At 55.9% G+C, this 26,277-nt stretch carries 34 protein-coding genes and 1 tRNA gene; 19 read left to right on the forward strand and 16 right to left on the reverse strand.

The genetic code is table 11. The annotated features are described in order from the left end of the window. Positions 1–25: 25 nt before the first annotated feature. Positions 26–307 carry a winged helix-turn-helix domain-containing protein gene (locus HXY31_RS00860; RefSeq protein WP_292638538.1) on the reverse strand — a complete coding sequence of 94 codons (282 nt, stop codon included), beginning with the start codon at positions 305–307 and terminating at the stop codon, positions 26–28. A 127-nt stretch (positions 308–434) separates the two neighbouring features. Between HXY31_RS00860 and HXY31_RS00865 the strand changes: the two genes are divergently transcribed. Together HXY31_RS00865 and HXY31_RS00870 are read left to right on the forward strand one after the other, a co-directional pair. Next, positions 435–932: a hypothetical protein gene (locus HXY31_RS00865; protein WP_292638541.1), complete on the forward strand. Its 498-nt coding sequence runs from the start codon at positions 435–437 to the stop codon at positions 930–932. Then, positions 908–1,471: a YkgJ family cysteine cluster protein gene (locus HXY31_RS00870; protein WP_292638544.1), complete on the forward strand. Its 564-nt coding sequence runs from the start codon at positions 908–910 to the stop codon at positions 1,469–1,471. Before HXY31_RS00865 ends, HXY31_RS00870 begins: the two co-directional genes overlap by 25 nt. Here the strand turns inward: HXY31_RS00870 and HXY31_RS00875 are convergent. The 3 genes from HXY31_RS00875 to HXY31_RS00885 are packed head-to-tail and all read right to left on the reverse strand — an operon-like array spanning position 1,460 to position 3,437. Continuing rightward, positions 1,460–1,678, reverse strand: a complete 219-nt coding sequence (locus HXY31_RS00875; RefSeq protein ID WP_292638547.1) for a DUF504 domain-containing protein — start codon at positions 1,676–1,678, stop codon at positions 1,460–1,462. The two genes, HXY31_RS00870 and HXY31_RS00875, sit on opposite strands and share 12 nt — an antisense overlap. Next, on the reverse strand, positions 1,675–2,169 hold the full coding sequence (locus HXY31_RS00880; RefSeq protein WP_292638549.1) for a 3-isopropylmalate dehydratase small subunit: 495 nt from the start codon (positions 2,167–2,169) through the stop codon (positions 1,675–1,677). The genes HXY31_RS00875 and HXY31_RS00880 overlap by 4 nt, the downstream gene beginning before the upstream one ends. Next, positions 2,166–3,437, reverse strand: coding sequence for a 3-isopropylmalate dehydratase large subunit (locus tag HXY31_RS00885; protein WP_292638551.1), 1,272 nt, complete (start codon positions 3,435–3,437; stop codon positions 2,166–2,168). Before HXY31_RS00885 ends, HXY31_RS00880 begins: the two co-directional genes overlap by 4 nt. 100 nt (positions 3,438–3,537) lie before the next feature. Between HXY31_RS00885 and cofE the strand changes: the two genes are divergently transcribed. Genes cofE through HXY31_RS00900 form a run of 3 tightly spaced genes read left to right on the forward strand, consistent with a single transcriptional unit; the run spans position 3,538 to position 5,450 of the window. Next, positions 3,538–4,278, forward strand: coding sequence for a coenzyme F420-0:L-glutamate ligase (gene cofE / locus HXY31_RS00890; protein ID WP_292638552.1), 741 nt, complete (start codon positions 3,538–3,540; stop codon positions 4,276–4,278). Between the two features lie 55 nt (positions 4,279–4,333). After that, positions 4,334–4,882, forward strand: coding sequence for a hypothetical protein (locus HXY31_RS00895; protein WP_292638554.1), 549 nt, complete (start codon positions 4,334–4,336; stop codon positions 4,880–4,882). 40 nt (positions 4,883–4,922) lie between these two features. After that, positions 4,923–5,450: a hypothetical protein gene (locus HXY31_RS00900; protein ID WP_292638556.1), complete on the forward strand. Its 528-nt coding sequence runs from the start codon at positions 4,923–4,925 to the stop codon at positions 5,448–5,450. Here HXY31_RS00900 and HXY31_RS00905 read toward each other — a convergent pair whose 3' ends face one another. After that, positions 5,451–5,891 carry a hypothetical protein gene (locus HXY31_RS00905; RefSeq protein ID WP_292638558.1) on the reverse strand — a complete coding sequence of 147 codons (441 nt, stop codon included), beginning with the start codon at positions 5,889–5,891 and terminating at the stop codon, positions 5,451–5,453. A gap of 309 nt (positions 5,892–6,200) precedes the next feature. Here HXY31_RS00905 and HXY31_RS00910 point away from each other — a divergent pair. After that, a tRNA-Ser gene (locus HXY31_RS00910) sits at positions 6,201–6,284 on the forward strand. Positions 6,285–6,494: 210 nt separating this feature from the next. Further along, positions 6,495–7,796, forward strand: coding sequence for a hypothetical protein (locus tag HXY31_RS00915; RefSeq protein ID WP_292638560.1), 1,302 nt, complete (start codon positions 6,495–6,497; stop codon positions 7,794–7,796). 4 nt (positions 7,797–7,800) lie between these two features. Here HXY31_RS00915 and HXY31_RS00920 read toward each other — a convergent pair whose 3' ends face one another. From HXY31_RS00920 to HXY31_RS00935, 4 genes are all read right to left on the reverse strand, one after another. Next, on the reverse strand, positions 7,801–8,154 hold the full coding sequence (locus HXY31_RS00920; protein ID WP_292638562.1) for a hypothetical protein: 354 nt from the start codon (positions 8,152–8,154) through the stop codon (positions 7,801–7,803). Between the two features lie 38 nt (positions 8,155–8,192). Next, positions 8,193–8,390: a hypothetical protein gene (locus HXY31_RS00925; RefSeq protein ID WP_292638564.1), complete on the reverse strand. Its 198-nt coding sequence runs from the start codon at positions 8,388–8,390 to the stop codon at positions 8,193–8,195. Between the two features lie 131 nt (positions 8,391–8,521). Continuing rightward, on the reverse strand, positions 8,522–8,839 hold the full coding sequence (locus HXY31_RS00930; protein ID WP_292638566.1) for a hypothetical protein: 318 nt from the start codon (positions 8,837–8,839) through the stop codon (positions 8,522–8,524). Positions 8,840–8,876: 37 nt separating this feature from the next. Beyond that, a complete protein-coding gene (locus HXY31_RS00935; protein WP_292638568.1) occupies positions 8,877–9,380 on the reverse strand; it encodes a hypothetical protein in 504 nt (167 codons plus the stop codon). A gap of 187 nt (positions 9,381–9,567) precedes the next feature. On the opposite strand from HXY31_RS00935, the gene HXY31_RS00940 reads away from it, so the two are divergent. Beyond that, entirely contained in the window at positions 9,568–9,798 is a 231-nt protein-coding gene (locus tag HXY31_RS00940) for a hypothetical protein (protein ID WP_292638570.1), read from the forward strand. Positions 9,799–9,982: 184 nt separating this feature from the next. After that, positions 9,983–10,414: an Lrp/AsnC family transcriptional regulator gene (locus tag HXY31_RS00945; RefSeq protein WP_342817007.1), complete on the forward strand. Its 432-nt coding sequence runs from the start codon at positions 9,983–9,985 to the stop codon at positions 10,412–10,414. Here HXY31_RS00945 and HXY31_RS00950 read toward each other — a convergent pair. Then, positions 10,411–10,707, reverse strand: coding sequence for a winged helix-turn-helix transcriptional regulator (locus tag HXY31_RS00950; protein ID WP_292638575.1), 297 nt, complete (start codon positions 10,705–10,707; stop codon positions 10,411–10,413). The two genes, HXY31_RS00945 and HXY31_RS00950, sit on opposite strands and share 4 nt — an antisense overlap. Positions 10,708–11,098: 391 nt before the next feature. On the opposite strand from HXY31_RS00950, the gene HXY31_RS00955 reads away from it, so the two are divergent. Both HXY31_RS00955 and trxA read left to right on the forward strand, forming a co-directional pair. Further along, positions 11,099–11,290 carry a protein translocase SEC61 complex subunit gamma gene (locus tag HXY31_RS00955; protein WP_342817006.1) on the forward strand — a complete coding sequence of 64 codons (192 nt, stop codon included), beginning with the start codon at positions 11,099–11,101 and terminating at the stop codon, positions 11,288–11,290. 32 nt (positions 11,291–11,322) lie between these two features. After that, positions 11,323–11,664, forward strand: a complete 342-nt coding sequence (trxA, locus tag HXY31_RS00960; protein ID WP_292638579.1) for a thioredoxin — start codon at positions 11,323–11,325, stop codon at positions 11,662–11,664. A 15-nt stretch (positions 11,665–11,679) separates the two neighbouring features. On the opposite strand, the gene HXY31_RS00965 is transcribed toward trxA, so the two are convergent. After that, a complete protein-coding gene (locus HXY31_RS00965) occupies positions 11,680–12,168 on the reverse strand; it encodes a hypothetical protein (RefSeq protein WP_292638582.1) in 489 nt (162 codons plus the stop codon). 117 nt (positions 12,169–12,285) lie between these two features. Here HXY31_RS00965 and alaS point away from each other — a divergent pair, with 117 nt between their 5' ends. Together alaS and leuS are read left to right on the forward strand one after the other, a co-directional pair. Beyond that, positions 12,286–14,994, forward strand: coding sequence for an alanine--tRNA ligase (alaS, locus tag HXY31_RS00970; protein WP_292638585.1), 2,709 nt, complete (start codon positions 12,286–12,288; stop codon positions 14,992–14,994). A gap of 3 nt (positions 14,995–14,997) precedes the next feature. Beyond that, the gene (leuS, locus tag HXY31_RS00975) at positions 14,998–17,883 is read left to right on the forward strand and encodes a leucine--tRNA ligase (protein WP_292638588.1); all 2,886 of its coding nucleotides are present in this window, start codon (positions 14,998–15,000) and stop codon (positions 17,881–17,883) included. Here the strand turns inward: leuS and HXY31_RS00980 are convergent, their stop codons facing one another. Continuing rightward, positions 17,884–18,078, reverse strand: coding sequence for a hypothetical protein (locus HXY31_RS00980; protein WP_292638591.1), 195 nt, complete (start codon positions 18,076–18,078; stop codon positions 17,884–17,886). 84 nt (positions 18,079–18,162) lie between these two features. On the opposite strand from HXY31_RS00980, the gene HXY31_RS00985 reads away from it, so the two are divergent. Genes HXY31_RS00985 through argF form a run of 4 tightly spaced genes read left to right on the forward strand, consistent with a single transcriptional unit; the run spans position 18,163 to position 22,084 of the window. After that, on the forward strand, positions 18,163–19,182 hold the full coding sequence (locus HXY31_RS00985) for an NAD(P)/FAD-dependent oxidoreductase (protein ID WP_292638593.1): 1,020 nt from the start codon (positions 18,163–18,165) through the stop codon (positions 19,180–19,182). Between the two features lie 33 nt (positions 19,183–19,215). Beyond that, entirely contained in the window at positions 19,216–19,722 is a 507-nt protein-coding gene (gene pfdA / locus HXY31_RS00990) for a prefoldin subunit alpha (RefSeq protein ID WP_292638595.1), read from the forward strand. Positions 19,723–19,731: 9 nt separating this feature from the next. After that, positions 19,732–21,159 carry a signal recognition particle-docking protein FtsY gene (gene ftsY, locus HXY31_RS00995; protein ID WP_292638597.1) on the forward strand — a complete coding sequence of 476 codons (1,428 nt, stop codon included), beginning with the start codon at positions 19,732–19,734 and terminating at the stop codon, positions 21,157–21,159. Then, positions 21,131–22,084: an ornithine carbamoyltransferase gene (gene argF / locus HXY31_RS01000; RefSeq protein WP_292638600.1), complete on the forward strand. Its 954-nt coding sequence runs from the start codon at positions 21,131–21,133 to the stop codon at positions 22,082–22,084. The genes ftsY and argF overlap by 29 nt, the downstream gene beginning before the upstream one ends. Here argF and HXY31_RS01005 read toward each other — a convergent pair. Next, on the reverse strand, positions 22,068–22,751 hold the full coding sequence (locus HXY31_RS01005) for a DedA family protein (protein ID WP_292638602.1): 684 nt from the start codon (positions 22,749–22,751) through the stop codon (positions 22,068–22,070). The genes argF and HXY31_RS01005 overlap by 17 nt on opposite strands. Before the next feature lie 99 nt (positions 22,752–22,850). Here HXY31_RS01005 and HXY31_RS01010 point away from each other — a divergent pair, with 99 nt between their 5' ends. Continuing rightward, positions 22,851–23,963 carry a DUF763 domain-containing protein gene (locus HXY31_RS01010; RefSeq protein ID WP_292638604.1) on the forward strand — a complete coding sequence of 371 codons (1,113 nt, stop codon included), beginning with the start codon at positions 22,851–22,853 and terminating at the stop codon, positions 23,961–23,963. A gap of 31 nt (positions 23,964–23,994) precedes the next feature. Continuing rightward, the gene (locus HXY31_RS01015) at positions 23,995–24,303 is read left to right on the forward strand and encodes a non-heme iron oxygenase ferredoxin subunit (RefSeq protein WP_292638606.1); all 309 of its coding nucleotides are present in this window, start codon (positions 23,995–23,997) and stop codon (positions 24,301–24,303) included. Here the strand turns inward: HXY31_RS01015 and HXY31_RS01020 are convergent. The 3 genes from HXY31_RS01020 to HXY31_RS01030 are packed head-to-tail and all read right to left on the reverse strand — an operon-like array spanning position 24,300 to position 26,207. Continuing rightward, a complete protein-coding gene (locus HXY31_RS01020) occupies positions 24,300–25,532 on the reverse strand; it encodes a cation:proton antiporter (RefSeq protein ID WP_292638608.1) in 1,233 nt (410 codons plus the stop codon). The genes HXY31_RS01015 and HXY31_RS01020 overlap by 4 nt on opposite strands. Positions 25,533–25,535: 3 nt before the next feature. Further along, positions 25,536–25,853, reverse strand: coding sequence for an MTH1187 family thiamine-binding protein (locus HXY31_RS01025; RefSeq protein ID WP_292638611.1), 318 nt, complete (start codon positions 25,851–25,853; stop codon positions 25,536–25,538). A gap of 42 nt (positions 25,854–25,895) precedes the next feature. After that, entirely contained in the window at positions 25,896–26,207 is a 312-nt protein-coding gene (locus tag HXY31_RS01030) for a hypothetical protein (RefSeq protein WP_292638614.1), read from the reverse strand. Positions 26,208–26,277: the final 70 nt, after the last annotated feature.

Consider the following 26,277-nt stretch of genomic DNA (forward strand, 5'->3'; position numbering starts at 1 on the left):
GCGAAAATGACTGACCGGTACTGCCCTAGAGGCCCAGGCCAAACGAGTCTGCCACTTCGGCAAACTGCTGGTACCTGCGCAGGTATTCCTTGCCCTGCTGGGTGATGACGTATATCCTCTGCCCGTTCTGGGCCTGCTCGCTCATAAGCCCCGCCTGCACAAGCTTGCCGGCCACCGAGGCCAGCCTGCCGTAGGAGAGGTTTGCCTTACGGAGAAGCGAGGTGAGGTTGACTCCACCCATGCCAGATTCGTCCGTTATCCGCAGAACGTCGCCAATTATCTTGACGCTGTTGCGGTATGCGCTCATGTAGGACGTGAGACGCGTATGGCTGTAATAAGGATTGCGTAAGATGGTTCTAACTACAAGTAACGTGACCTTTAGCTATGCCCAATGCCTATACGATTCAGACTTTTTATAACGGAAAGAAGCAGGTTTGAGCACGAGCACCAAACCAACCACCTGGTTCAAGGACTTTATGGGCGTAGGCTACCGCTACCACGACGTGTACATGAACGTCTTCCCGCTCTTTTCCGACAAGATGGCCGCGCACAGGCTCTGGAAAAAGACTGTAGACTGGTGGCCGGACGTCGACATCAGGATGTCCTTTGTGGAAGAAGGCGACGACTACTGGTTCATACTGTACGGGGGCTCGAAATATTCCGGCGACAACACGGGCTTTGTGAAAAAGATGCCCATATCTGAAAACTACAAGCGCTTCAAGGAAGGCTACGAAAAAAAGGCGATGCTGCGCTTCGGGATATACAAGGAGAACACCAACCCGAAAAAGAAGGACAGCGACGGCGTGATGAAAAAGTTCGAGCTCGAGGTGTTAAAGAAAGCAAAGTCGGTGTACACCATCTCGTTTCTGAAGATGTCGGAGCTCGATCCAGGGAGCGTCGAGTATCAGTGCATACAGGAAAACCGGCAATAAGGTTCTCCTGCGTACAGGGGTGCTCTGACTGCTGCATCTACCGCGACTATTACCCGACAAAGGAATTTGGCAAGATAGGCGTGCTGTTGCTGCCGGAAGAAAAAGCAAGGATGGAAAACCTTGCAAGGCAAAAGGGGATTTCAGTCAGGATACTCCCGCGCCTTGCAATCGGCGACAAGCCTGAAAAGATAATCGCGTACCAGATGATGGGAATAGAAGACGGCGACTGGTGCCCGTTCCTTGACGCGGAAAAAGAGTCGCCGCACGGCGGGCATTCCTGCTCGATATACAAGGAGAGGCCGCTTGCGTGCGCCGCATATCCTGTGATAGATGCCGGCAAGGTCGCGACGCTTGACCCGCACTGCCAGTTCTGCAAAAAGCACTCGCAGACAGCCCGCCTCGACGGCCTGCAGGGCGAGCTTGAGGCGCTCTCAAAGATACAGTCAAAGGTCAGGTCCGAAAACAAGCGGGTGTGGCGGTACGCCACTGCGACAGGGCAAGACGCAGTGTTCCCGGAAGGCTGGGTCCTAGACGCCTGACTTGAAGTACAGGGTCTCCTTGCCTTTCCTTACTTTTGTTATCCTGCTTGCCGGGATGACTGTAAAGTTCTCTGACAGTTTTACGAACTCGTCCAGCGGGACTTCAACAATGTCTTCAAAGTCGCGGTAGCTGACAAAATAAAGCGACGGTTCGTCGGCGTGGAGCGCCTTGCTGAATATCTCTTCGAGCCTGCCCTTTCTGGTCAAGGCCGGTACTTCATCAGGCCGCCGGCCTCGACTATCTTGGCTATCAGCTCGGGAAAGGGCTTCATCGGGTACTGCTCGTTCTTTGTCACGTTCCTTATCGTGTTGTAAGCGATGTCTATCTCAAGCTCGTCCCTGTCGGAGATCTTTTTCACGGTCTCTTTGTCTATCTCTATCGGGAGCAGGTATCCGCCGTCGACAGCGTTGCGGTAGAATATCCTTGCAAAGGTCGGCGCAAGGATAGCCCTGATGCCTGTCTGCGAAAGCGCTATCGGGGCGTGCTCCCTGCTAGAGCCGCAGCCAAAGTTGCTGCCAGCTACTAGAAAGTCGCCTGCCTGCACCTTCTCGGGGAACTTGGGGTCGAGCCCTTCAAGCGCGTGCTTTGCAAGCTCTTTGTGGTCGTGTATCTTCAGGTAAGGGCCGGGTATGATGACGTCCGTGTCGATGTTGTCCCTGTCGTACTTGTGCACCCTTCCTTTCAGTGTCTGGTTCATTTCAGGTCCCTCGGGTCGGTTATCCTGCCTGTGAGCGCAGACGCCGCCACTACGACCGGCGAGGCGAGATACGTCTTTGACTCGACGTGGCCCATCCTGCCGGGGAAGTTGCGGTTTGTCGTGCTGATGCACACCTCGCCCTTGCCAAGCACGCCCATGTGCGCGCCGCAGCACGCCCCGCAAGTCGGCGGGCCTACGATGGCGCCGGACTCCATGAATATCTCTATCAGCCCCTCCTTCATGGCCTTCATGTAGATTGACTGTGCGGCTGGAAGCACTTCGGTCCTTATCTTGACTTTCTTGCCCTTCATTATCTTGGCAGCGGCCCTCAGGTCTTCGAGCTTTGCGCCGGTGCACGAGCCGATGTACGCCTTGTCAAGCTCTGTCCCTTGAAGCTCGCGCGCTGCAGATATGTTGCCGGGCGAAAACGGCTTGGCAACCGTCGGCTCCATCCTCGCAGTCTCTATAGTGAAAGTCTCTGCATACTCTGCGCCCTCGTCGCCCTTTACAGGAACATACTTGGCGTCGGTGCGCTCGCGAAGATACGCAAACGTGGTCTCGTCGGGCTCGATTATGCCGTTCTTGGCGCCGGCCTCTGTCGTCATGTTTGTGAGCGTAAGGCGCTCTTCCATCGACAATTTCTTGACTGCGTCGCCGGCAAACTGCATCGCCCTGTAGTTTGCGCCGTCGGTGCCTATCTCGCCTATTATCTTTAGTATGATGTCCTTTGCCATGATGTGCGCAGGCTTGGGGCCTTCGACCTTGAACAACATTGTTTCTGGAACCTTGAACCAGATCTGCCCGTTCATGAGCACGTACGCGACGTCCGTGTGCCCAAGCCCAGCCGCAAAGGCGCCCATCGCGCCCGTGGTGTTGGTGTGCGAGTCGCCCCCGACATAGACCTCTCCGGGAAGCACCATCGCTTCTTCGTGAGAGAGCGTGTGGCAGATGCCGTACTGGCCGAGGCCGTACTTGAAGTGCTTCTTTACGCCGTACTGCTTGGTAAAGTTGGAAAGCGTTATCACGTTTTCAGCAGACACCCTGTCAGCCGCCGGCACGAAATGGTCCTCTGTGACCCAAACCCTGTCAGGGTCCCATATTTTTTCCAGTTTCATTCCTTTCTTCTCCCACTCTGAAAAGACCTTGATTACGCCAGGCCCGGACACGTCGTGCAACATGACCTTGTCTACCTTAGCGAAAACCACGTCGCCCGGCGAAAGTTGCTGCCTGCCGGACGCCCGGGCGAGTATCTTCTCTGTAATTGTCATCGCCAAAACGGTATCGAGTGGAATTTATCGCACGACGGATTAAAACCTTTGGCGGGTTGCGCGAAAGCAAGATTAAGCCGGTTGCGAATATCGTCACTGCTTGGAGATAACTGCGATTTCCGTCCCGGCAAAACTCGGCAGGTTTGACCTGTTTGAGGCGCTGCAGGGCTTTGACTATAAAGACTCGGACATACTTGTCGTGTCAAGCAAGTTTGTCGCAATGTCTGAGGGGCGGTTCGTGAAACTGGACACGGTCAGGCCGGGCGCAAAGGCAAAGAGGCTTGCAAAGAAATTCAGGATGGACGAAAGGCTTGCCGAGCTAGTACTGCAGGAGGCCGATATGATAGTCGGCGGAATCCCGGGCTTTGTTCTTGCGATAAGAAAGGGCATGATGGCTCCTAACGCCGGCATCGACAAGTCAAACGTCCCGCCCGGGCACGTCATACTCTATCCGAAGAAACCCTTTGCAAGCGCGCAGAAACTTCGGCAGAAGTTTCTGGACAACGGGATAAAGCTGGGCGTAATCCTGGCAGACAGCCGGCTGATGCCAACGCGCCGCGGGACTACAGGGATCGCCATTGCGTGCGCCGGCTTTGAGCCGGTGGAAGATGACCGGGGCAAGCGGGATCTCTTTGGCAACACGCTCAAAGTCACGCTCAGGGCAGTCGCCGACAGCCTGGCGACGGCCGGAGTTGCGGTGATGAGAGAGGCCGCCGAGTCGACGCCTGCAGCAGTCGTGAGAGGCTTTCCTGTCACCTGGACGGAGCGAAAGCTCTCGTGGAAGGACATGGCAGTGCCGGCAAGGACTGACATCTACCTCCGGGGCACAGGAATGCTATGAGGAGCACTTGCACACAGCTTTTATAGCACTCTGGCAGATGCTATCTGAAGCCCGGATGTCCGAATTCCTCACTGCTTATCCGCGCACCAGCATATCGCAGGGCCTGCGCGCATTCATCCAGCGCGAGGAGATAGAGCTGGATCACCTGAGCCTGATGGTCAAAACCAAAAAGGACGAGATAATTCAAGCATTGTTGTCAGAGGGCTTCAAGACTGTCAGGCTGGAAAACAAAAAGCCAAACCAGATAGGCTGCGGCCTTGCAAAGAGGCTAGCCAAGCCGTGGGAGATGCACGTCCGGCTCTTTGACATGCAGCAGGGCTTGATAGCTATCCAGGCCGAAGTCGAGATATCTAGAAAATACATACAGCACATCCGGTCGGTGCGCGCGCCTGTCATCTATGAACTTGAGCAGATCCTGAAAAAGCACCAGATAGAATACAAGATCTGGAACGCCAAGGTCCGCGACTACATCACCCGCGTGATAGACAACCACGAGATAAAACTGGTCGCGCCGTCGCTTCCTGCGATATCGTGGAAGCACATGGCCGGCTACGTCAGCGCGCTTTCGCTAGTGTACCTGGCAAAGTTCCTCGGGCTTTTCTAGCAAACGCTTTAATGCTTTTGCGAGTGTATTTCTGCAACTGTTGTCGGCCATCTTCCGCTACTACGCGATATCGCCCTGGGAGACAGAGACGCTCTACGACACCCTGAAGCGCTCGTTTGAGGTGAAAGAGGAGGAGCTCAGGCCCGACGACACGTCGTACGTGAGCATGGTGGAGATAAGTTTCCCAGTCATGTATGGCGAGTCTTTCTTCCAGGAATTTTCCATGGACAGCTGGCACAAGGTAAAGGAAATCCTGAAGAACATGAAGCGCAGGCGCGGCAAAAAAGGCGTAAAGACTTATGTCAGGTTCGCCGGCTTTGGCGACACGCCAGTCCCGCTTGTGTTCCCTCTTTTGTCAAAGGGCGACAGGCAGTACGAGATGGGAATCGAAAAGCTGGAGTACCTGGTCGACATCGTTCCGCTGCAGCTAAAGACGGTGCCTGCAGGCGCGGAGGAGGTGCTTTATTCCTACGACGAGGCGACGTTCAAGTGGAGCCCTGCAATCGCGCTTGTAAAGGGCGTCAACTACTCTTTCAAGAACAACGAGTGGCTGCCGCCGAAAAAGTGATCAGTCCAGCTGGTTGACGACGCCCGAATCGTGCAGACCCTTTGAAAGCTCCTTGTACTTTCTGTCAAGGAATTCAAGCGACTCTTCAAGCTTTTTGGACTTGCCATACTTGAATCGCACAAGCTCCCGGTGGCGCCAGTAGTGGCCGCCGTCAGGCACAGACAAGGTCGTGAAATAGTCGGGCCCCTTCAGGCCGTCCGGCAGTTTTATGCCGTGGGGGAAAATGTATTCTACTGAAAACCACTCGTCGCCGTCCGGGTAGTCGTTGCCGGTCGAGACGTCAAAATAGATGTGGAGGTTGTTGTCAAGCGTCAGCCCGTCGTCGGAAATGCTCGGGTGCTTGACGTGGGACTTGCGGTAGTCCATCTTCAGGAGCTGGGGCTCAAAGTAGGCCTTGATGATGGCGCGCCGGAAGAGCTCGTTTGCCTCCTTAAGGTTCAAAGATAGTATAACGGTGCGTGTCTATTTTATAATCTTTTTAGCAGAAGCGCTGCAAATTTTGCATGTTGGGATGGTCCCTTTTGTTCGTAGGCCGTGCGTTGTACATACGTACAAACAACGCCTAATGAAGCAGGCCTGCGAACCAGTGTCATGTCTCGTTTCCTGATGCGCGACGCGGAAAGGTCAAGCCACTACGAGCCAAGCGAAGAAGACTATGTGCGCCTGAAATTCAGACAGATGAATAGAGCATCAGCAAGCGAGTAGATTCTCACACAATTAATATAATGTAATTTGATAGTGCTTCTTCGGGCGGGGGTCGCCTAGCCTGGTAGGGCGTGGGATTGCTAATCCCATGTCCGCAAGGACCCGTGGGTTCAAATCCCACTCCCCGCGCTTTTCTATATTTGCCCCGACTGCGGCAACATACAGCAGTTTGTCGACCTGAAAGAAGCAAAGCCGCTGCTGCGCGTCTAGTCGCGTTTTGTAATCCGCGATCTTGCCTGCAAAAGTCACAGATCTCAGGAGTGAGTATGAAATTTGCTGCTGAATTTTCTGAATTGCGCCTCTGCGGATCTTAAATATTTCATCTCTATGGAAGAGTCTATGAGTCATGCCACTTCAGAGCAAATGATCCCGTGTTGCCCTCCTCTTGAGACAAAGCCTGTGTGCGACGTGCTCGACTACCACTACCGCCTGCTACACCAGCAGTCCCGCGTTTCTGTTGAAGTGATAATACATGCGCGCCTGCAGCGCTGCCCCGGCCCGCTTGCGCTTGGCGACCTTGTATATTCCACGACGCTTTTCCCGGGCGAAAAAGTCCGGTTGTTTACGACAGACAGGCGGACCCGGTTCACCTACGACAGCGCGTCAAAGGTGAGCTATAGAAACGAGCAGACGCAGGAAGAGCACTATTACATGTCTGCATGGTCAAACTTCATGTCCGACTTTACGTCGAAGGACCACGCGCGCTCGACAAACACCACCAAGGCGCACTTTGACACCCACGGCGAGACCAGCGGCTTTTTGGAGTCGATATTTGGCGGCCCGTCGCTTGACGTCAGCGGCAATTTCAACTCTGAATCGACAAGCGATTTTCTGCGCGAGCTCTCCCAGCACGCCAGCGCGTCGCACCACCGGGCGGAGATGGGCACGAGGGCGGCAAGCGCGGTGTCGATAGGCGAGGTCCAGACCCGCTCGCACGTGGAAACAGAGTCGCAGGACCACTTTGAATCGTCCTCCCGCGAGTTTGCTAACCCGAACAAATGCCACGCAGTCACGTTCTACTTTTATCGCATAAACAAGCTGCAGACAGTCAAGTTCACGATAGAGTCTATTGAGCGCAGGGTGATAGACCCAGCAGCCGACACGCGCGTGACAAACAACCCGTTTGTCTCCCGAGGAAACGTAAGTGCCATACCTGCTGCAGTTCTTGCAACCGACAAGGACAGGCTGAGCGCGGAGGCCATAGGGCGGGAGAGCTTTATCCGGAGCCAGGGCACGACTGCCGTGACTGCAGGAACCTTCCAGCCGGGCATCCTTCTGGCTGCCAGGACCATCAGCCCGCCGCCTCTCACGGAGGCCATGCGCAAGGAGGGGCTTGAAGCCGTGGAGAAACAGCTTGTGGCCGCAGGACTGCTCGAAAAGGTGGGAAGCGAGCTGAAAATATCGTCAGTCGCGCAGAAGAAATACTCGTTTGAAGTCACGTCGTCGCTTCCGACGCCGGGGATGTTTGTCAGGGGCTGCGTGGACGACTGCAACATCTGCGAAAAGGAGCTGATGCAGGCAATGGAGCTTGACCTTGAACACAAAAAACTGGAGAACGAAAAGCTGAAGAAGGAAATAGAGATCCTGGAAAAGTCGCAGGAATACCGCTGCTGCCCGCCAGGACCGATGCCTGAAGCGTAGGGTACTATGTCAGGTCCCTGCCCAGGAGCTGCCCCGCCTTTTTCAAAAGCTCGTGGTAGTCGTAGGGCTTGACGATGGGAACGATGAGCGCGCCGTTGCCGGGCACCGGGAAGATGAACGTGTCGAGCAGCTTGTGGTTTGTCATGACATAGCCGGTCTCGCCAAACAGCCTGTCGCTTTCCATCGTCATGCTCACAAACACCTCTGCCCTTATGAACAGCTTTTCAAGGTCCATAGGGTCCGGCACGGGGATGCCGGGCCTGATGTACCTCTCCTTAACCTCGCCGCGCGAAACAATGACTGCGGCCTGGATGTTTTTGTGCAGGTCTACAAACGCCCTGCAGAGACTTTCACCCAACGCCACAGCAAAGCCTGCCTGGCAAATTAAGATTTGCGCTAGTCGGAATCCAGGTGGCGGTAAATCCTGGTCATCATGAGCCTCGACGCGTCCTCGCCAAATATTTCGCGCAGTATCCCGTTTATCTGGTCAGTCGAGCATGCCGCCTCAGACTCTAATCTTACCCCGCGCCTCTCAAGGTCCTCGAATATCCCCTGCAGCGCGGCCGGGCCGATTATCTCCAGGCCCTTCTCCATTGCCTTTCGTAGCCTCAATCCGGGAATCAGACTGGAGACGTTCTTTTTTCTGGGCACCGTCAGTCGGTACAGTATCGGCACCAGTAGATTTAAACATACCTTTTAATTCTTCTAGAGGTATTCTATGGTACCTATTTCTTAAAGTCGACAGGCACCTTCTCAAACGCCTTGCGGAGCCCGCCGATAAAGCCCTTCTTCTTCTGCTCCCTCTCCTCGACTTCCTTGTAGCAGCTGGCGCACAGCGCACGGAGGTTTATCGGCCTGTTGTCCTTGCTGCTGCCGTTGATGTGCTCAAAATGGGGCTGGACTGCCGGCCCGAACTTGACGGAGCATTTCTGGCAGCGGTTCTTGGCCCTCTCTAGCGCCGTCTGCCTTATGGACATAGTCAGGTGCTCGTACTTTTTCCTGTCAAAATTCGCGCCTTCGGGAGGCGGGCCAAAGAAGGACATGGGCTTTTTTCCAAGAAACTCAAACTTAATCCTTGCGCTAGAGCAGCCTGGCGCTCCTTGCCACCGCGTAGACGTGCTCCTTCAGGTCACGCTCGTAAAGTGCGCCCATCTTTTCCCGCAGGACGGCCTTTGCCTGCTGCCTGTCCTCCTCTGTAGGCGACGTCAGCGCCGCTGCGAAAACTTCGGGAAAGTTCTCCTTTATCCAGCCGTCAAGGACGAGGTAGCGGCTCTCGTTTATCCAGATGACGCGGTCGACTGCCTGGTCCGTCTCGCCGTTGAAAGGCGCCGTCTCCACCCTGTCGATGAGCATGAAGATGCAGTTGTTCGGGTCGGGGTTTGAGAGCACCTGCTTTGAGCGCTCGCCAGCGGTCCCCGCGCCGACGCGCTGGATGAGCCCCGACGGCCTTATCTGGGTGCCTGCGACGTGCACCTTGCTGCCTTTGACTGCCTGTATCCTGCCTATAACGACCTTGTTGTACTCGCCGTCCTTCTGGACGACAAACACAAACTCGCCGGGCTTGATGCCGCCTTTTCCAAACATGATTGAGAAACAGCGGCTCGCAAATTATATATTATTTCCGTTCAGCCTGCGCCTGAGGCGTTTTCTGTACACATTCGCTTATTTTTTACATAAAACCTGCACAACCATTCGATAAATCACAGAAATGCTGCATTAAATGCAATTTAGTCTTAAATACAAGTTCGACATATGTAGGAATTGATGTAGCATGTCTGAGCCAGCAATACTCCACTGGGATAGAGTCATGCACAAGAACGTCCGGTCGTCTGACCGGGTCGATGTCGGAACCATCATTTCAGAAGACGGTGACACGTTCACCATCCTAAAGGGGGCAAGCCGGGAATACAAACTGCCCAAGTCGGCAGTGGAAGGGTTCAACGGTGCTGAAGTATTTTTGAACATCAGCTACCGCGACCTGCAGGCATACAAGACGCAATAAACTCCCCCGCCATTTTTTTGGCAGTGTAAAGTTGGCCCGATTGGTCATAAGTTTTATAGAAATCCCTTTGCGCGGGACAAAGTAATAGCTTTTTGCATTAACAATAGGTGCAGAATTACATTTATTAACACAGTCACCGAAGGTTAGGCTGGTAGATAGTTTGCACAAGTTCGACGAGCTTGACATGAGGATCCTGTCCGAGTTGACCCGCGACGCGAGCATTTCGGTCCCGCGCCTTTCAAAAAAGCTGAACATCAACGCGTCCGTGCTTTACAGCCGGATAAAGAGGCTGTCAAAGCGCAGCCTGGTCAAAAAGTTCACCGTGGTTGTCAACGAAGGCATGCTAGGCATAAACGTCAAGGCTACAGTCGGCATCAACCGCGACCCGAAGCTGAAGGAGCCGATTCAGGCCGACCTGCTAAAGATCCCGGAGGTGCGCTCCGTTTCAGAGGTCACCGGCAGGTTTGACATGATAGTGACCGTGCACGCGCACACGCTTGAAGAGCTCCACAACGTCGTCATCGAGCGCATCGGCAAGATAGAGGGCATACAGAACACCGAGACCTTTGTAGAAATGCAGAGGGTCGACAAGGAGCCCACCTACACGTCGGGCTAGAACGGCAAGCGGGCAAGCTCCACTAGTTCCTTTGACTTTAAAAGGACGGCCCTTCCCCTGCTGGTCAGCGTGTAGTGGACGAAAAACCTTTTTCCTATCTTCAGGCTGACTGTTGTTATCATGTCCCTGCTCTCCAGCTCCTTGAGGCGCTGCGAGCGGGTCTTTTCGTTTGGGCCGAACTCCTCGAGGTCTGTGAACCTGAGCGGCCTCTTGTTAAGGGCGTCGAGGATGTCCAGGGCGTATGTCTGCGCAAGAATCCGGATTGCTGACCACCTATCGGGGCGGGAGGACATCCTATACTTGCGTTCTAATGACGATAAAATCACTTGCGATAAATAGTTATAGCAAACTTTATTATAATAAAGTTGCCATCCGCATCAGGGTAAAAGTGGCTGGAACGGCGTCCGCTGGGCAAAATCCGGAAAAGAAAGGAGAAACGAGCAAAGCTGAAAAATCACCCGGATATGGATCAACGGGGCAGAAAATTTCCCAGTCTTTATGGTGCGTCTTTTGCAGCGCGCTGATGTCAGAAATAGACAAGACCCGGATGGCCGGCGAGGCAGACAGGGAAAAGCTGCTGTCTTTCATACTCCGGGAACACCAGAGGGCGTGCCACCACCTCAACTAGCTTTAAACCCATGTTTTATATACCGCAAAAGAGGCACCAGATTCGACTTGTCCGTAGTGGAACGCAAGATAGGCGAGATAATCCAGACCCTCAGGCTGGCAAAAAAGACCAGCAAGGAGGACTATAACCAGCACCTGCGCCTTGTCGCGCTGGGCCTTGGCGCGGTCGGAGGCATCGCCTTTGTGATAAAGCTCATCTCCGAGTTCATCACTATCGGCCTGACCGGTCAGTCCGGACAGACTGGCTGATCGTTCAAATACCGTTTCTGTTAAGCAGACCCATGGAACAAACAAGTGCAGTTGCCCATGTCACTTCAAAGACGTGGGAGTCTGAAGTGCTAAAATCAGATGTGCCCGTGTTCGTCGACTTTTGGGCCGAGTGGTGCGGCCCCTGCAGGATGGTAGGGCCTGCCGTGGAGCAGATAGGCAAGCTGATGCAGGGCAAGATAAAGGTGGCAAAGGTCAACGTCGACGAGAACCAGGAGATTGCAATGAAGTACGGCATCCAGTCAATCCCATCGCTTCTGCTTTTCAAGGGCGGAAACGAGATAGGCAGGACGATTGGCGCCATGCCAAAAGAGTCGTACCTGAAGTTCATAGAAAGCACGCTTGCAAAAGCGTAAGCCCTTTCTCTTTTTTCAAGTCACGGTTATCCTGAACCTGTGCAGCGAATACGACTGGTTTTCATCCACGGAATTCCAACCTGTCGTCACGGCAAGGACATACCTTCCCTTCGGCCAATCTATCACAAGTCTTCCATTCTCATCAAAGTTGAGCTGTTTGTCGGATTGTCGAAACCGGTCGTCATTTTCGACCGGTCCGTATTCGAAAAGAGCATACTGCGTCGAGATCGCCCTGTAGTCAATTTCAAAGGCTGCTTCTGAACCGCGAGGAATTTCTATTGGTGGCGAGGAAAAGACCCTTGCGATGGTTAAGAAGTCGCAATCGTTTGGGCAGTAAAAGTTGTTGTCTGAGGCATACCTTTCTCCGTCAACGACAAGATACACGACGGGATTTTCCGGGGCACCCGTCAAAGCCTTTGTCAGGTAACCGCCCCAAGTCAAGGCGACAAGAATAGCCACACCCGCTACTATCGCAATACCTGCTATTATCAGGGCTTTCCTCATGAGTACAACAGCAATCCGCGCTCACAAATTTTGAACCTTATGCAATCGCATACTGTACGACGAAAGCATTAATACTGTATGGGCGGCGATAACAAGAAGAAAGCCGAGAGAGTCTAATTGGGCAAAAAAGAACTCGCCGAGATGTTTTCTAAAGACCCTGACCGCTATTACAAGGTCTCGCTATTTGACAAGCTCGGCTTTACGCGCCAGAAATGCGGCAAGTGCGGCAAGCACTTTTGGTCCCTTGTGGAAAAGCAGGCGTGCCCCGACCACGAGGATTATGGTTTTATCGGCAAGCCGCCGACCTCAAAGAGACTGGACTACGTCGGCGCGTGGAAGGAGACGGAGAAGCATTTTCGGGAAAACGGCCACGAGATAGTGAGGCGCTACCCTGTCGTAAGCAGGTGGCGCGATGACCTTTATTTCACGATAGCATCAATTGTTGACTTTCAGCGTGTCGTTGGAAACCAGATCGTGTTTGAGCTGCCGGCAAACCCGCTCGTGGTCCCGCAGATGTGCCTGCGATTCAACGACATCGAAAACGTCGGCCTTTCCGGGCGCCACTACACCGGCTTTTGTATGATAGGCCAGACCTGCAACGCGGACGCGCCGGGCGGCTACTGGAAGGACAGGTGCATCGACCTTGACTATGGCATGCTGACAAACGGACTTGGCATCAAGCCGGAGGAGATAACGTTTGTAGAGGACGTCTGGATGGGCGCCGGCGCGTTCGGGTACTCGCTAGAGTATTTCGTGCGCGGGCTTGAGCTTGGCAACGCCGTCTTTACCGAGTTTGAGGGCAACGAGGAAAGCTACCGGGTCATGCCAAACAAGATTATAGACATGGGCGCCGGCCTTGAGCGCTTTTCGTGGATAACCATGGGGACGCCAACAAGCTACGACTGCTGCTTTGGGCCTGTCGTCAAAAAGATGCTGGACGCTACCGGCACTGAAGCCGCACCGGAAATCCTAGGCAGGTATTTCGGCGCGGTGTCGTCCAAGCTGGAGAACTTTGAAGGGGACGTCAAGGCGCTCAAAGGAATGATAGCAAGGCAGATGGGCATGTCCTACGACGAGCTGGCAGGCGCAGTCGCGCCGTACGAAGCAGTATACACGATAGCGGACCACGTCAGGACGCTCCTCTTTGCGATATCCGACGGCGCGCTCCCGTCAAACGTGGGCGGCGGCTACAACCTGAGAGTAATCCTGCGCAGGGCGCTTTCCATGATGGAGAGGCTTGGCTGGACCGTGAGGCTTGAAGACATTGCCGACATGCACATCGACTATCTGAAGCAGATGTACCCCGAGCTTGAGGAGCACAGGCAGGACGCCCGTACAATACTGCAGCTTGAATCTACAAGGTACGTGGGTTCACGCGAGCGCATGAACGCGACTGCAGAGTCGCTCAAGTCAAAGTCCGGCGGGCTAAAGGTGGAGGACCTGCTAAGGCTGTACGAGTCAGACGGCATAACGCCCGATTTCCTTGTAGAGCAGGGAGTCATCGCCGGCGTGCCTTCGACATTTTACACGAAGCTTGCAGAGCTCCACGCAAGCGTCTCCGGCGGCGCGCAGGTGGCAAAGCCCGTGGCCGGCCTTGAAGGGCTCCCTGCAACCCGGCTTTTGTACTACGAAGACGAGTCGATACGCGAGTTTGAGGCAAAGGTGCTGAGGGTCGCCGGCAAGCACGTCGTGCTCGACCAGACCGCGTTCTACCCGAGGGGCGGCGGCCAGGAGCCGGACACCGGCGAGATCTCGGGCGCAAAGGTGGTCGAGGTCACAAAGCAGGGCGACCTCGTGCTCCACAGGATAGAAGGAAAACTGGCAGACGGCCAGGTGGTGAAAGGGATGGTGAACGCCAGAAGGCGCGACCTGATAACAAAGCACCACACGGCGACTCACGTGCTCAACTCGGCGTCGAGGAACAACCTGGGCTCGTGGGTCTGGCAGAACTCGGCGTTCAAGGAAGAAAGCTACGGCCGGCTTGACATCACGCACCACTCGGCGCTTACAAAGGAAGAGGCGCAGCGAATAGAGCAGACAGCAAACGAGGTCATACGCAAGAACCTGCCCGTCAACATCAACTTTTTCGACAGGGGCGAGGCCGAGCAAAAGTACACTTTTCGGATTTACCAGGGCGGAGTCGTCCCTACGAGCAACGTGAGGATTGTCAACATAGAAGGGTGGGACATCGAGGCGTGCGGAGGAACGCACGTCAGGAGGACCGGCGAGATAGGCATGGTCAAGATAGTCAAGTCAGAGCGCGTGCAGGACGGAGTCGTCAGGCTCGAGTTTGTGGCCGGCGAGGCCGCGGTCAAACACATGCAGAACCAGGACGCGCAGCTGGGCGCCATTGCGCAGGCTCTTGGCTCGAGCAAGGAAAAGGTCGTCGAGTCGTTTGCCAAGGCGATGGAAGATTCAGAAGACACCAAGAAGAAAGCCAAGACGATGCTTCGCGTCGTCGCGCCGGCGATGGCAAAGACGGCAGCCGAGAACGCCAAGCGGCTGAAGCATGTCAAGCTGTACAGCACGTTTGACGAGGAGCTTGACGATGACTACCACATCGCGGTGGGCGAGAAGGCAATAGAGATAGACCCCGAGCTTGTCTACGTCGCGCTAATAGCCAAGGGCGCCGGCATGCGCGTCATCGTTTTCGCCGGCGAAAAAGCCCGCGCAAAGGTCAAGGCCGGCGCTGTGGCAAAGCAGGTTTCCGCAAAACTTGGAGGATCTGGCGGCGGAAACGACAGGTTCGGGCAGGGCGGCGGCAAGTCAAAAGAGATGGTGAAAGACGCGCTGCTTCTGGCCGAAGAGACGGCAAGGGCGGGCTAGAAAATGAGCGTCGACTGGCACGCAATCGAGGGCAAGTGGATCAAGAGGTGGGAGGAGCAAAAGGCGTTTGAGGCAAACCCGGATCCTTCTCGGAAAAAATACTTTGTAACAGTTGCATACCCTTACCCGAACTCGCCCCAGCACATAGGTCACGGAAGGACCTACACGCTTGCAGACGCGCACGCCCGGTACATGCGCATGAAAGGATACAACGTGCTCTTCCCTATGGGGTTCCACTACACCGGCACGCCGATACTTGGCATGTCAAGGAGGGTCGCGGCAGGCGACAAGGACCTGCTTGACACGTTCCACAACGTCTACAGGCTGACAGACGACGTCATCGCGACATTTGTGGAGCCTGTAAAGATAGCAAGCTACTTCCACCACGAGATAAAGCAGGGGATGAAGGAGATGGGCTACTCGATGGACTGGCGCCGCGAGTTCACCACCATCGACAGGATGTATTCAAAGTTCATCACGTGGCAGTTTGACACGTTAAAGAAAAAGGGGCTGATAGTTCAGGGCTCGCACCCGGTGGGCTGGTGCCCGCGTGACCAGAACCCTGTCAGCCAGCACGACACGATGGGCGACGTCGAGCCCGACTTCACAGAATACGTGCTTGTCAAGTTCAAACACGGCAATGTCGTAATACCCGCGGCGACGCTCAGGCCCGAAACGATATTTGGAGTCACCAACATGTGGGTCAACCCCGACGTGGAATACGTCGAGGCGTCAGTCGACGGCGAAAAGTGGATAATAAGCAAGGAGGCCGCGCGCAAGCTCGAGTTCCTGAACCACACAGTCAGGATTGAAAAGACGGTCAAGGGAAGCGAGATGGTCGGCTGGGAGATTGAAAACCCCCTCAACAATGCCAAAATCCCGATGTATCCGGCCGCGTTTGTAGAGGCCACAAGCGGCACGGGCGTCGTCATGTCCGTGCCGGCGCACGCGCCCTACGACTACCAGGCGCTTGCAGACCTGAAAAGCAACAACGAACTGCAGAAAAAATTCGGCATCAAAGTCTCTGCAGAGCCCATAGCGATAATCGAGTCCGAAGGTTATTCATTGGTTCCTGCTGCGCAGGCAATCGAAAAGGCCGTGCCGGGTCCAAAAGAGGACCGGCTGGAAAAGGCGACAAGCGACCTCTACTCGCACGAGTTCTACAAGGGAAAGATGCTTGCAAACACGGGCAAGTACGCCGGCAGGCCCGTTGCAGAGGCAAAGAACGAGGTAAAAGAGGAGATGTTAAAGGCTGGCATGACGTCGGCAATGTACGAGCTCAACAACCCCGTGCGGTGCAGGTGCGGCGCCGAGTGCGTGGTGAAACTGCTGAGCGACCAGTGGTTCTTAAACTACGGCGACAAGAACTGGAAGGCCCTTGCACACGAGTGCATACAAAAGATGGATGTGGTGCCGCAGGACATAAGGCAGGAATTCGACTATGTCATCGACTGGCTCAGGGAAAGGGCTTGCGCCAGAAAATCAGGGCTTGGCACGAAACTTCCGTGGGACCCGGAGTGGATAATCGAAAGCCTGTCTGACTCTGTAATATACATGGCATACTACACGATTGCCAGGTTTGTCAACGCCGGCGCCATCGCAGACATTGACAGCATAAGCGACTCTTTCTTTGACTATGTGCTCCTGGGCCTAGGCGACCCGGGCAAAGTCGCGCAAGAGTGCAAGCTCTCAAAAGACATAGTAGAGCAGGTAAGGAGCGAATTCTCGTACTTTTACCCTGTCGACTCGCGGCACTCGGGCCGCGACCTTGTCCCGAACCACCTCTCGTTTTTCATATTCAACCACGTCGCAATCTTTACGCGCGATTTGTGGCCCGGGCAGGTCGTCGTGAACGGCTCGGTGCTCATGGAAGGCAAGAAGATGAGCAAGTCGCTTGGCAACATCATACCGCTGCGCGCCGCCATCGCAGAGCACGGCGCTGACACGATACGCCTTGCGATGCTCGTGTCTGCCGAAATCCTGCAGGACGCCGACTTTTCGTTTGACACGGTGCGGGGCATCAGGTCCAAGCTGTCAGGCGTGTTTGACATGGCAGGTCGCGTGAAAGACGCAAATGCAGTCGCGCCGGAGCAGGTGGAGGACAGGTGGCTTGCTAGCAGGCTTGCGCGGGCTTCGGCCATAACAGCAGAGTCGATGGACAGGCTGCGCGTGAGAGAGGCAATACACCACATACTCTACTCGCTAGAGCAGGACCTGCAGTGGTACGAAAAGCGCGTTTCTGCCAAGAACAGGCAGGACTCGCCCGCGGCACTGTCTGCCCTTTCCAGTTATCTAAAAGCGCAGGTGAGGATGCTTGCGCCCTTTGCGCCCTTTACAGCGGAGGAAGTCTGGGAGCGGCTGGGCAACAAGGACTCTATAACGAAGGCAGGATGGCCTGAAAGCGGCGGCGCTGACTCTGAAGCAGAAGAGACAGAGTTTTTGCTGCAGAGCCTGATTGCCGACATCCAGAGCATAATCAAGGTCACAAAGATGGAGCCCCGGAAAATAGTAATCTATACGCGCGCCGCGTGGAAAGAGCCGGCATATAGGACGATACTTGCAAACATCATGCAGGGCAAGACCAACTTTGGCGAGACCATGAAGCAGCTCATCGCAAACCCCGAGACTGCCAAGGTCAAGGCCGATCCCAACGCAGTGAAAAAAATGCAGGAAGACATACTCTCTGCGCCCGTCGAGGCGAGGGAGCGCAGGCTGAAGGTGATGCAGTTTGACGAGGCGTCTGCAATCCGGGACGGCGCAGGCCTGATTGCTAAAGAGTTTGCCGGCGCAGAGGTAATCGTAAACGCCGAGGACGACCCTGACAGATATGACCCGAAAGGCAAGGCAAAATTCGCAAGGCCTTACAAGCCCGCGGTCTACATGGAATGATCAGCGGGCCTGCCTTTTTGCCATTATGGACGCGGCCATGTAAAGCACGAAACCGCCTGCGACCATCGCAAGCCCGTAAAGCGACACGGCACCCCTGTCAGTCACCGTGCCGATGCCGACTACGATGCCGCCCATAATCAACAACCCTATCCCAGCCCTGGCCGCGCCGGGCATCCTTATCTTTGGCTTTGACAACGCCCTAGTTGCAGGCGCCGGCTAGATAATTCATTTGGTGGCCCAGCCAATCTTTTTATTGCTTTTGCCCATCCAATCAGCCAGATGAAGATAGCCGTCGCCGGCATCGGGGTTGCAGGCGCCTACCTCATGAACCAGCTTTCCGCCATGCGCGACGTGCAGGTGACAGGCTTTGAGAGGATGCCGGAGGAGCAGCACGACGCCGTCTGCGCCTGGGCGACTTGCGAAAACGTCATGTCAGGGCTTGCCAAAAACTGCGGCCTGAACTTTGACGACTATGTGCTCCACGACGGGAAGCACATGAAAGTCGACCTTGGAAAGGACCATGTCGACCTGAAGCTGAAAGGGATGGTCAGCTACGACAAGATACGGCTCATCCAGGACATGATAAAGGGGACTAACATCAGGTTCGGCAGGGCCCCGCGAAAAGAAGAACTCGAACCTGACTTTGACCTTATAATCGACGCAACCGGCTTTCACCGCAACTACCTTCCGCGCCTGCAGAACGAGATGTGGATTCCATGCGTCCAGTACAAGGTGCGCTACGAAAACGGCAAGGAGCCGTTTGACGACTTTTACCTGAAGGCGTTCCCGTCTATGACTGGGTATTTCTGGTATTTCCCGCTTGGCAACGGCTACGCGCACGTCGGCGCCGGCGACTTTGCAAAGGGGCACAACCAGTTCGTCGACGACTTTATGCGCGCCCACGAGTGCGAGGTGATAAAGAAGGTCGGCAGGCCCGTGAGGCTCAGCCCGCCGGCCAGCTGCGAGCCCTTCACCGACGGGCGCAAGTGCGTGGGAGTGGGCGAGTCGATAGGCACGGTGTTTGCGCTGCTTGGCGAGGGCATAATCCCTGCTACCTGGTGCGCCGACCTGTTTGTGAAAAACATGCATGACCTGGCCGCGTACAGGAACGCGGTGCTTGAAAAGTTCAAGGTGTATTCGCTTGTCTTCAAGTTCGTCCAGCTGAAAATACAGGGCAGGTTCAGCATGGTAAGGCACGCGGCAGACATGATAAAGATCTACAACCACATGAAGGCAGAAGAAGATCGCTTTGGCATGGCGGTCAGGATGGCCGACATGCTCAAGGTCTCGAAAATCTAAAGCTTTAAAAATCGAGCGGAGCCAGTCAGTCTGATGCACACGGATTCTTCCGGCCACACGCACGAGCATGATCACGATCATCCTCATACCCACGATCACCCACATGAGCATTCGCACGACCGCGCGCTTGAGCAGGCGCTGAACGAGATGGCCCAGCAGTCCCGGGCGCTTGAAGCCTACATGAACGACATAGTCGCTAGGCAGGCGGCGATAGGCAGGATGTTTGACGAGGCGCGCCTTGCGTCGACAACATTGCAGGGGATAAGCGCGGACGCAGAGGTGGAGACGCTGATGCCAGTCGGCAGCGGCATCTACGTCAAGGCAAACGTGCCACCTATGAAAAAAGTCATAGTCAGCCTCGGCTCGGGCGTTACAGTGGAAAAGAGCAAGGAGGACGCGCTGAACTTTGTGGAGGCGCGCATAAAGGAGTACGACGTTGCAATAAGGCAGCTGGAGGCGCAGAGGCAGGAGATAGCGATGCGCATGGAGCAGCTCCAGCAGCAGCTCAACGCCATGCTGAGGCAGGCCCAGTCAGGCTGACTTGCGATAATGTTTGACAAGCTAAAGAACGCCTTTTCAAGCGCGGCAAGGAGCATAGGGCAGAAAGAGATAACCGAGCGCGTCCTTGACGACACGCTTCTTGATCTGCAGATAGCGCTCTTGGAAAGCGACGTCGCGCAGGAAGTTGTCGACGACCTCTCAAAAAAGCTGAAACAAGAATTGCTTGGTGTAAAGCTGGAAAAAGGGCAGGAGGCCGGCGCAATCATTGAAAAGAAGTTGCAGGAATCTGTGGCAGGCATCTTTGCCCGGGCCGGCAGGCTCGATCTTGTGAGCAGGATAAAGGCCAAAAAGGAGGCCAAGCAGGGCCCGTTCTCGATTGTTTTCCTTGGCATAAACGGCACTGGCAAGACCACCACGGTTGCCAAGGTCGCAAACCTGCTCCGCAAGCAAGGTCTCTCCGTTGTAGTTGCGGCAGGCGATACGCACCGCGCAGGCGCAATAGAGCAGTTGACTGAGCACGCGCAGCGGCTTTCCTTGAAGGTGATAGCGCAGAGGTACGGCGCTGACCCGTCGGCTGTAGGGCGCGACGCGCTTGACTATGCTAGGAAGCACTACATCGACGTCGTTCTCATGGACACGGCCGGCAGGATGCAGACTTCAAAGAACCTGATGGACGAGATGGGCAAGATAGTGCGCGTGGTAAAACCGGACGTGAAATTATTCGTGGGCGACTCGCTTGCAGGAAACGACACGATAAACCAGGCCCGCGAGTTTTTCCAGTATACAAACTTTGACGGCGCAATCCTGACAAAGATAGACGCCGACGCAAAGGGCGGGGCCGCTATATCGATATCGCACCTGACTGCAAAGCCCATCATCTACGTAGGCGTAGGCCAGGGGTACGACGACATGATACCTTTCGACCCGGACAGGTTCATCGAGTCGCTCTTTGGCAAGGCGGAAGTGAGCGTGCAGGACCTGATGTCGGCACCGCCGCCTGCACCCGGACCTGCGGCAGGTGAGGAGCCAAAGGTCGAGGCGCCGCCGGCAGCGCCGGTCTCCACGCCTGTCAGCGCGCCCATAGAGGAGCCAGAGCCAAGAGAAGAGCGCGACTTTTCGCCCCCGCCTGCCCCCGTGCAGGTGCCCAAGCCACCGCCTCCTCCGCCCGCGCCAGAGCCTGCCAAGGCAGAGCCTGAAGAAAAGAAGGGCCGGTTTGGCTTCTTTGGCCGCAAGCGCGAAGAGGACAGGGAGGAGGGCAAAAAGCAGGATGAGAGGCAGAGAAAGGAGGATGAAAAGCGCAGGCAGGAAGAAGAGAAGCGCAAAAAGAAGGAAGAGGACGAGCGCCGCAAGCGCGAGGAAGAGGAGCGCAAGCGCCGTGAAAAAGAGGAGAAGAAGAAGCGCAAAGATGATAAGGACAAGAAAGAAGATGAGGTCGTATACCTGACAGATGAAGACATCGAAGACCTCCTCAAGTAAGCGCGACCTGCTCAGCATGCAGGACCTTTCATCGCAGGATATCGACAGGATCATGAGCCTTGCGACAAAACTGAAAAAGGAGCACAAGGCCGGAAGGGGCCGGCCGCTTTTGCGCGGAAAGACCCTTGGCATGATATTCCAAAAGCCATCGACGCGCACGCGGGTAAGTTTCGAAGTAGGCATGTACCAGATGGGCGGCGACGCGGTCTACCTGAGCGCGACTGACATCCAGCTTGCCCGGGGCGAGACCATAGAGGACACCGCAAAGACATTGTCAGGATACCTCGACTGCCTGATGGCCCGCGTCTACGACCACACCGACGTGCAAAAGCTCGCCACTTACGCCAGGATACCTGTGATAAACGGGCTTTCAGACGCGTTCCACCCTTGCCAGATACTTGCGGACCTTCTCACGATAAAGGAGCACAAGAAAAAGCTGAAGGGCCTGAAGCTTGCGTGGCTTGGCGACGGGGACAACGTGTGCAACGACCTCCTGCTTGGGTGCGCCAAGACCGGCATAAGCATGACGGCGGCGTGCCCAAAGGGCTACGAGCCGCTTGAACAAGTGGTCCGGCTTGCCCGGGCGGAGGGCCAAAAGACCGGCGCGCAGGTTGCGGTAACCGAAGATCCTGTAGTGGCCGCAAAAGACGCCGACGTCGTGGTGACTGACACTTTCATATCGATAGGAAAAGAGGGCGAGCGGGCCACCCGCGAGTCTGTCTTTATGCCCAAGTACCAGGTCAATTCTGAAATCATGAAGCTTGCCAGGCGCGACGCGATATTCATGCACTGCCTGCCGGCAAAGCGCGGCCAGGAAGTGACTGCCGACGTCATGGACGGGCCGCAGTCCGTCGTGTGGGACGAGGCCGAGAACCGCCTGCACGCCCAGAAGGCGGTGCTGTGCATCCTCATGAAGGCTGTCTAGACTGCTCCTTTTTCCTGCGCCTGAGGTACCATGCAATGCCGCCAAGGACTATGGCTGCCGCCACCGCTGCAGTCACGGTGGTAAACGCGGCCGACAGCTGGCTCGCCACCTGGGTCCACGCCTCCCCCAGGTAAAATCCGACAAGCGTGAGCGCGACTGACCAGACAAGCGAGCCGGCAAACGTGTAGGCGACAAACTTGACTATGCCCATCCCGCCAATCCCCGCGGGTATCGATATCAGCTCCCTGACGCCGGGGACCATCCTTGCGCCAAACACCGCCACCGGCCCGTACCGCAAAAACCATTTTTCGGCCTTTTGCAGCTCGTGCTCGCCCACCCTGACGTACCTGCCATATCGCAACAATGCCGCGCGTCCGAGCACCTTCGCAAGGTAGTATATGACAATCGCGCCTGCAGTCGAGCCAAGGGCGCCCACCGTTGCCATCCCTACTGCGTTCTCAAGGCCCAGGCCAGCGTTCTGAGCCGTGAACCCGACGAGCGGAAAGACCACCTCGCTTGGGATGGGCGGGAATATGACCTCCAAAAACGCGGCCGCAAAGACTGCCGGGTAGCCGTACTGGGCTATGAGCGCGGTTATCTGGTCAAGCAGGTCGCCCAGGAACCCCGCGCTTGCAAGTGCCACTAGCAAAAGCCACGCCGGCTGCACGCCATACCGTAAAGCGCGTCGGATATAATATGTTCTGCACGGGGCCCCCTCTCCCCGGGGTGCCCCTGCGCTTAATACTGCCGCATGCAGGCTCGCATTGTGGGCCGGGCGCAATTCATCAACCTGCCTCTGCACGGGGGCCACCCGCCGGCGTACCTGGTGCGCAGGATGATAAGGCTGTCGCATGCCATGTCCAAGGTCATCGTGGACGAGTACGGGCCGCAGGAGTTCTTGCGCCGGCTCTCAGACCCCGTATGGTTCCAGGCGTTTGGCTGCGTGCTTGGGTTTGACTGGCACTCGTCAGGTGTCACCACCGTCGTCACCGGCATACTGAAGCAGTCGCTCTCGCCCGACGTGCACGGGATCTCAATAGCAGGCGGCAAGGGCGCAAAGGCGACGTCGGCTGTCCACGACATCCCGAGGCTTGCAGAGAACTTTGGGCTCTCCGACGGCAAGACTGCTTCGCTTCTGCGCGCAAGCAAAATGTCTGCCAAGGTGGACAGCGCGGCCGTACAGGACGGGTACTCGCTCTACCACCACGTCATACTATTTGACGAGCGGGGCGACTGGGCTGTCGTGCAGCAGGGCATGAACGAAGAAAACAGGATGGCGCGCAGGTACCACTGGGCTTCCGAGTCCGTCCTGGAATTCACCTGCGAGCCCCACGCCGGCATAATCTGCGCGGAAAAAGAGCAGCAAGCCCTTGACATGACATCGAAAGACTCGCAGGAAAACCAGAAGGTATCACTTGACCTTGCCTGCGGCGACACTGAAAATTTAAAGTCGTCTATCTACCGCCTCGGCGCAGAAAACACGCTTGACAGGTGGCTTGGCGTCAAGCCCGTCCACCTCTCCGGGTACGAAATGCCCCGGCGGCTTGACTGGGACCTTTTCCGGCGGGTATACGACGTGCAGCCAAGAAACTATGAGGAGCTGCTGTCGATGCAGGGAGTGGGCGCAGCGACTGTCAGGGCGCTTGCGCTTGTAGCAGAACTGATACACGGCGCCAGAGCGTCGTGGAGCGACCCTGTGAAATACAGCTTTGCCCACGGCGGCAAGGACGGCGTGCCCCATCCCGTCGCTAGGAAGGTCTACGACCAGTCCATAAGCTACCTGCAGGGCGCCATAGAGGGCGCGGAGGTCGACAGGGAAGAACGAAAAGAGGCGCTGAAAAAACTGGCGCGGTTTTCAGAGAGCATGTTTTCCAGCTAAACAAAAATACCTGTCTGCCGACAAAAACCGTATGGCTAAAGTCATGGTTGGCAAGGCTTCTGACATGGGGGCGGGCTCGATAACACACGTAACTGCAGGCGGGCAGGAGGTGCTCGTCGCAAACATCGGGGGCAAGTATTATGCGGCAGGCAACACGTGCACCCACGCGGGTGCAGAGCTCCATGACGGCACGCTTGAGGGCAAGATACTGACGTGCCCCTGGCACGGCGCAAAGTGGGACCTGACGACAGGCCAGATGACCTGGTTCCCGCAAAAGCTCAGGCCGATAGGCTCGTACAGGGTCACGGTAGAGGATGGGACCGTGTACGTCGAAGTCTAGTGGTGCGCCGGCTCGGCTGAGCTTGGCGCGGGCTCGGGCGGCTCCTTCCTGTACGCCATCTTGAGCCAGATGGGCGTAATTATCGTGGTCGCGGCGACCATGATGATGACAGCGGTATAGTTGTTGGCAGAAAGCACGCCGGCAGACGCTCCCACACCTGCAACTATGAGCCCCACCTCGCCCCTTGAGATCATGCCTATTCCGACCTTGAAGGACTTGCCCCTGTCCTTGAGGAACAGCATTGCAGGCGCCCCGCAGCCTGCGAGCTTTGTAACGACTGCTATCGCTATTATCACGCCTGCAAGTGCGAGCACGTCCGCGTTCACGCCGCGGAGGTCCACATGCGCGCCGATGATAGCAAAAAACAGCGGCGCGAAGATTATCTCCAGCTTGCCGACGTACTGTTCTATCTGCTTGATTACCCGCGTGCTTGCCACCGCCATGCCGACTGCAAATGAGCCGACAATCGGCGAGAGCCCAAAGAACGCGGCGATGCCGGCTGCTGCAAAGAACGACGCAGTTGCCATGCCCTCTATTGTGCCCTTGGCCTTGAGCTTCTCGACGTGCAGTATCCTGGGTATTATGATCACCGAGGCTACGAGCAGGGCTGCAAATATGCCAAGTATCTTGAGTATGAGGAATATCACGTCGACTATCTCAAGCTCCAGGCTTCCCGTCTGCACCATGGTAGTCACCACAGAGAGCGCGGCTATGGCAAGAATGTCGTCTACTATGGCCGCCCCGAGGATGAGCCTTGCCTCCTTGGAGTGCATCCTGCCCATCTCAGTCATCACCTGTATCGAGATAGCGATGCTGGTGGCAGTGAGCGCAGTCGCAATAAGCACCGACTGCAGCGCTTCAAGGCCGTACGCCTGAAACGCATAGAATCCGACAAAGAACGGTATCACAACCCCGAGGCCTCCCACCGTGAACGACGCGGCCCCGCCCTTGAGAAACTCGCGGGGCGTGATGTGCATGCCTGCTATGAACAGAATGACTATTGCAGATATCTCGCCGATGTTGCTGACAGTCTCGTCAAGGACCACTAGAGGCTCGCCGTTGAAAAGCGGGAGCCCGCCTATCGCAAAAGGCCCGACGATGATTCCTGCGACCAGCTCGCCGAGCACCACCGGCAGCTTGAACTTGTGGAACAGTTCTGCCATGAGCTTGGCTGCAAACAGCAGTACACCAAGCGAGATAATGACGTGCAAAAACGCTGCTTCTGCCATGCCCTACTCCGAAGAAAGCTCCCTTTTGACAGACCTTACCTTGTCTTCAAGCGTCTGGTCCCTGTCGAGCCGCTCGTCTATCCTCACCGACGAGATTATCCTGGCAGCTCCTGCCTTTCTTACAGCGACGTGCGCGGCCCTTACAGCCCTGAGCGCCGAGTCGATGTCTCTTGCCTCTATCTGCGTGCCAAGCGCAGTCAGCGTCGCCTTTACGCCACGCGTCTTTCTTATCGCGTCAAAGGCTGCAGCCACTTCCCTGCTCATGCTGGTTCCGCCCTTTTTTGAAACCGGGATGACGCTTATTTCGGCATGCACGGCCATTACCTCTCTTTTATCACTCACTGGTAAAAAAATGGCGCGAGGTCAGGAGCCCCTGATCCTTTTCAGGGCCGCCCCAAACTCCGTGAGGGGCACTATCTTGACGGTGTTAAACGCCGAGATCCCTGATTCGATGCAGAGCGTTTCAATGCCGTGCGCGCTCTGTGCCTCAAGTATTATGGTCCACTCGTGCTCTAGCACCGAGAAGTAAAAGCCGACTATTTTCGTGACGCCGTTTGCCTGCATCCTTTCCTGCATTTTCTTATCCATCTGCAGTAACACTTCCTTGTTCTTGGCGTTGTTGAGCGGGCACGATTCCGGCGAGTGCGTCGCAAAGACCCCGAAAAGTTGCGGCATGGGCATTTAGAGTGGGCATTCGTATTTGAATGATCCTTTTTCCCGTGACTTTTTATTATCCAAGAGAAGC

Origin of the sequence: Nitrososphaera sp. (assembly GCF_013388945.1) — an archaeon.
Lineage (GTDB): Archaea > Thermoproteota > Nitrososphaeria > Nitrososphaerales > Nitrososphaeraceae > Nitrososphaera.

Coding starts and splice junctions, on each gene's coding strand:
- pfdA (WP_292638595.1), top strand. CDS start 19,216: ATGCACACGGATTCTTCCGGCCACACGCACGAGCATGATCACGATCAT.
- trxA (WP_292638579.1), top strand. CDS start 11,323: ATGGAACAAACAAGTGCAGTTGCCCATGTCACTTCAAAGACGTGGGAG.
- HXY31_RS00930 (WP_292638566.1), bottom strand. CDS start 8,839: ATGTCCTTCTTTGGCCCGCCTCCCGAAGGCGCGAATTTTGACAGGAAA.
- HXY31_RS01030 (WP_292638614.1), bottom strand. CDS start 26,207: ATGCCGCAACTTTTCGGGGTCTTTGCGACGCACTCGCCGGAATCGTGC.
- HXY31_RS00880 (WP_292638549.1), bottom strand. CDS start 2,169: ATGAACCAGACACTGAAAGGAAGGGTGCACAAGTACGACAGGGACAAC.
- HXY31_RS00965 (WP_292638582.1), bottom strand. CDS start 12,168: ATGAGGAAAGCCCTGATAATAGCAGGTATTGCGATAGTAGCGGGTGTG.
- HXY31_RS00895 (WP_292638554.1), top strand. CDS start 4,334: ATGTCCGAATTCCTCACTGCTTATCCGCGCACCAGCATATCGCAGGGC.
- HXY31_RS01015 (WP_292638606.1), top strand. CDS start 23,995: ATGGCTAAAGTCATGGTTGGCAAGGCTTCTGACATGGGGGCGGGCTCG.
- HXY31_RS01025 (WP_292638611.1), bottom strand. CDS start 25,853: ATGGCCGTGCATGCCGAAATAAGCGTCATCCCGGTTTCAAAAAAGGGC.
- HXY31_RS00940 (WP_292638570.1), top strand. CDS start 9,568: ATGTCTGAGCCAGCAATACTCCACTGGGATAGAGTCATGCACAAGAAC.
- HXY31_RS00950 (WP_292638575.1), bottom strand. CDS start 10,707: ATGTCCTCCCGCCCCGATAGGTGGTCAGCAATCCGGATTCTTGCGCAG.
- argF (WP_292638600.1), top strand. CDS start 21,131: ATGAAGACATCGAAGACCTCCTCAAGTAAGCGCGACCTGCTCAGCATG.
- HXY31_RS00945 (WP_342817007.1), top strand. CDS start 9,983: ATGAGGATCCTGTCCGAGTTGACCCGCGACGCGAGCATTTCGGTCCCG.
- HXY31_RS00915 (WP_292638560.1), top strand. CDS start 6,495: ATGAGTCATGCCACTTCAGAGCAAATGATCCCGTGTTGCCCTCCTCTT.
- HXY31_RS00925 (WP_292638564.1), bottom strand. CDS start 8,390: ATGGAGAAGGGCCTGGAGATAATCGGCCCGGCCGCGCTGCAGGGGATA.
- ftsY (WP_292638597.1), top strand. CDS start 19,732: ATGTTTGACAAGCTAAAGAACGCCTTTTCAAGCGCGGCAAGGAGCATA.
- HXY31_RS00860 (WP_292638538.1), bottom strand. CDS start 307: ATGAGCGCATACCGCAACAGCGTCAAGATAATTGGCGACGTTCTGCGG.
- HXY31_RS00985 (WP_292638593.1), top strand. CDS start 18,163: ATGAAGATAGCCGTCGCCGGCATCGGGGTTGCAGGCGCCTACCTCATG.
- HXY31_RS00885 (WP_292638551.1), bottom strand. CDS start 3,437: ATGACAATTACAGAGAAGATACTCGCCCGGGCGTCCGGCAGGCAGCAA.
- HXY31_RS01020 (WP_292638608.1), bottom strand. CDS start 25,532: ATGGCAGAAGCAGCGTTTTTGCACGTCATTATCTCGCTTGGTGTACTG.
- leuS (WP_292638588.1), top strand. CDS start 14,998: ATGAGCGTCGACTGGCACGCAATCGAGGGCAAGTGGATCAAGAGGTGG.
- HXY31_RS00935 (WP_292638568.1), bottom strand. CDS start 9,380: ATGTTTGGAAAAGGCGGCATCAAGCCCGGCGAGTTTGTGTTTGTCGTC.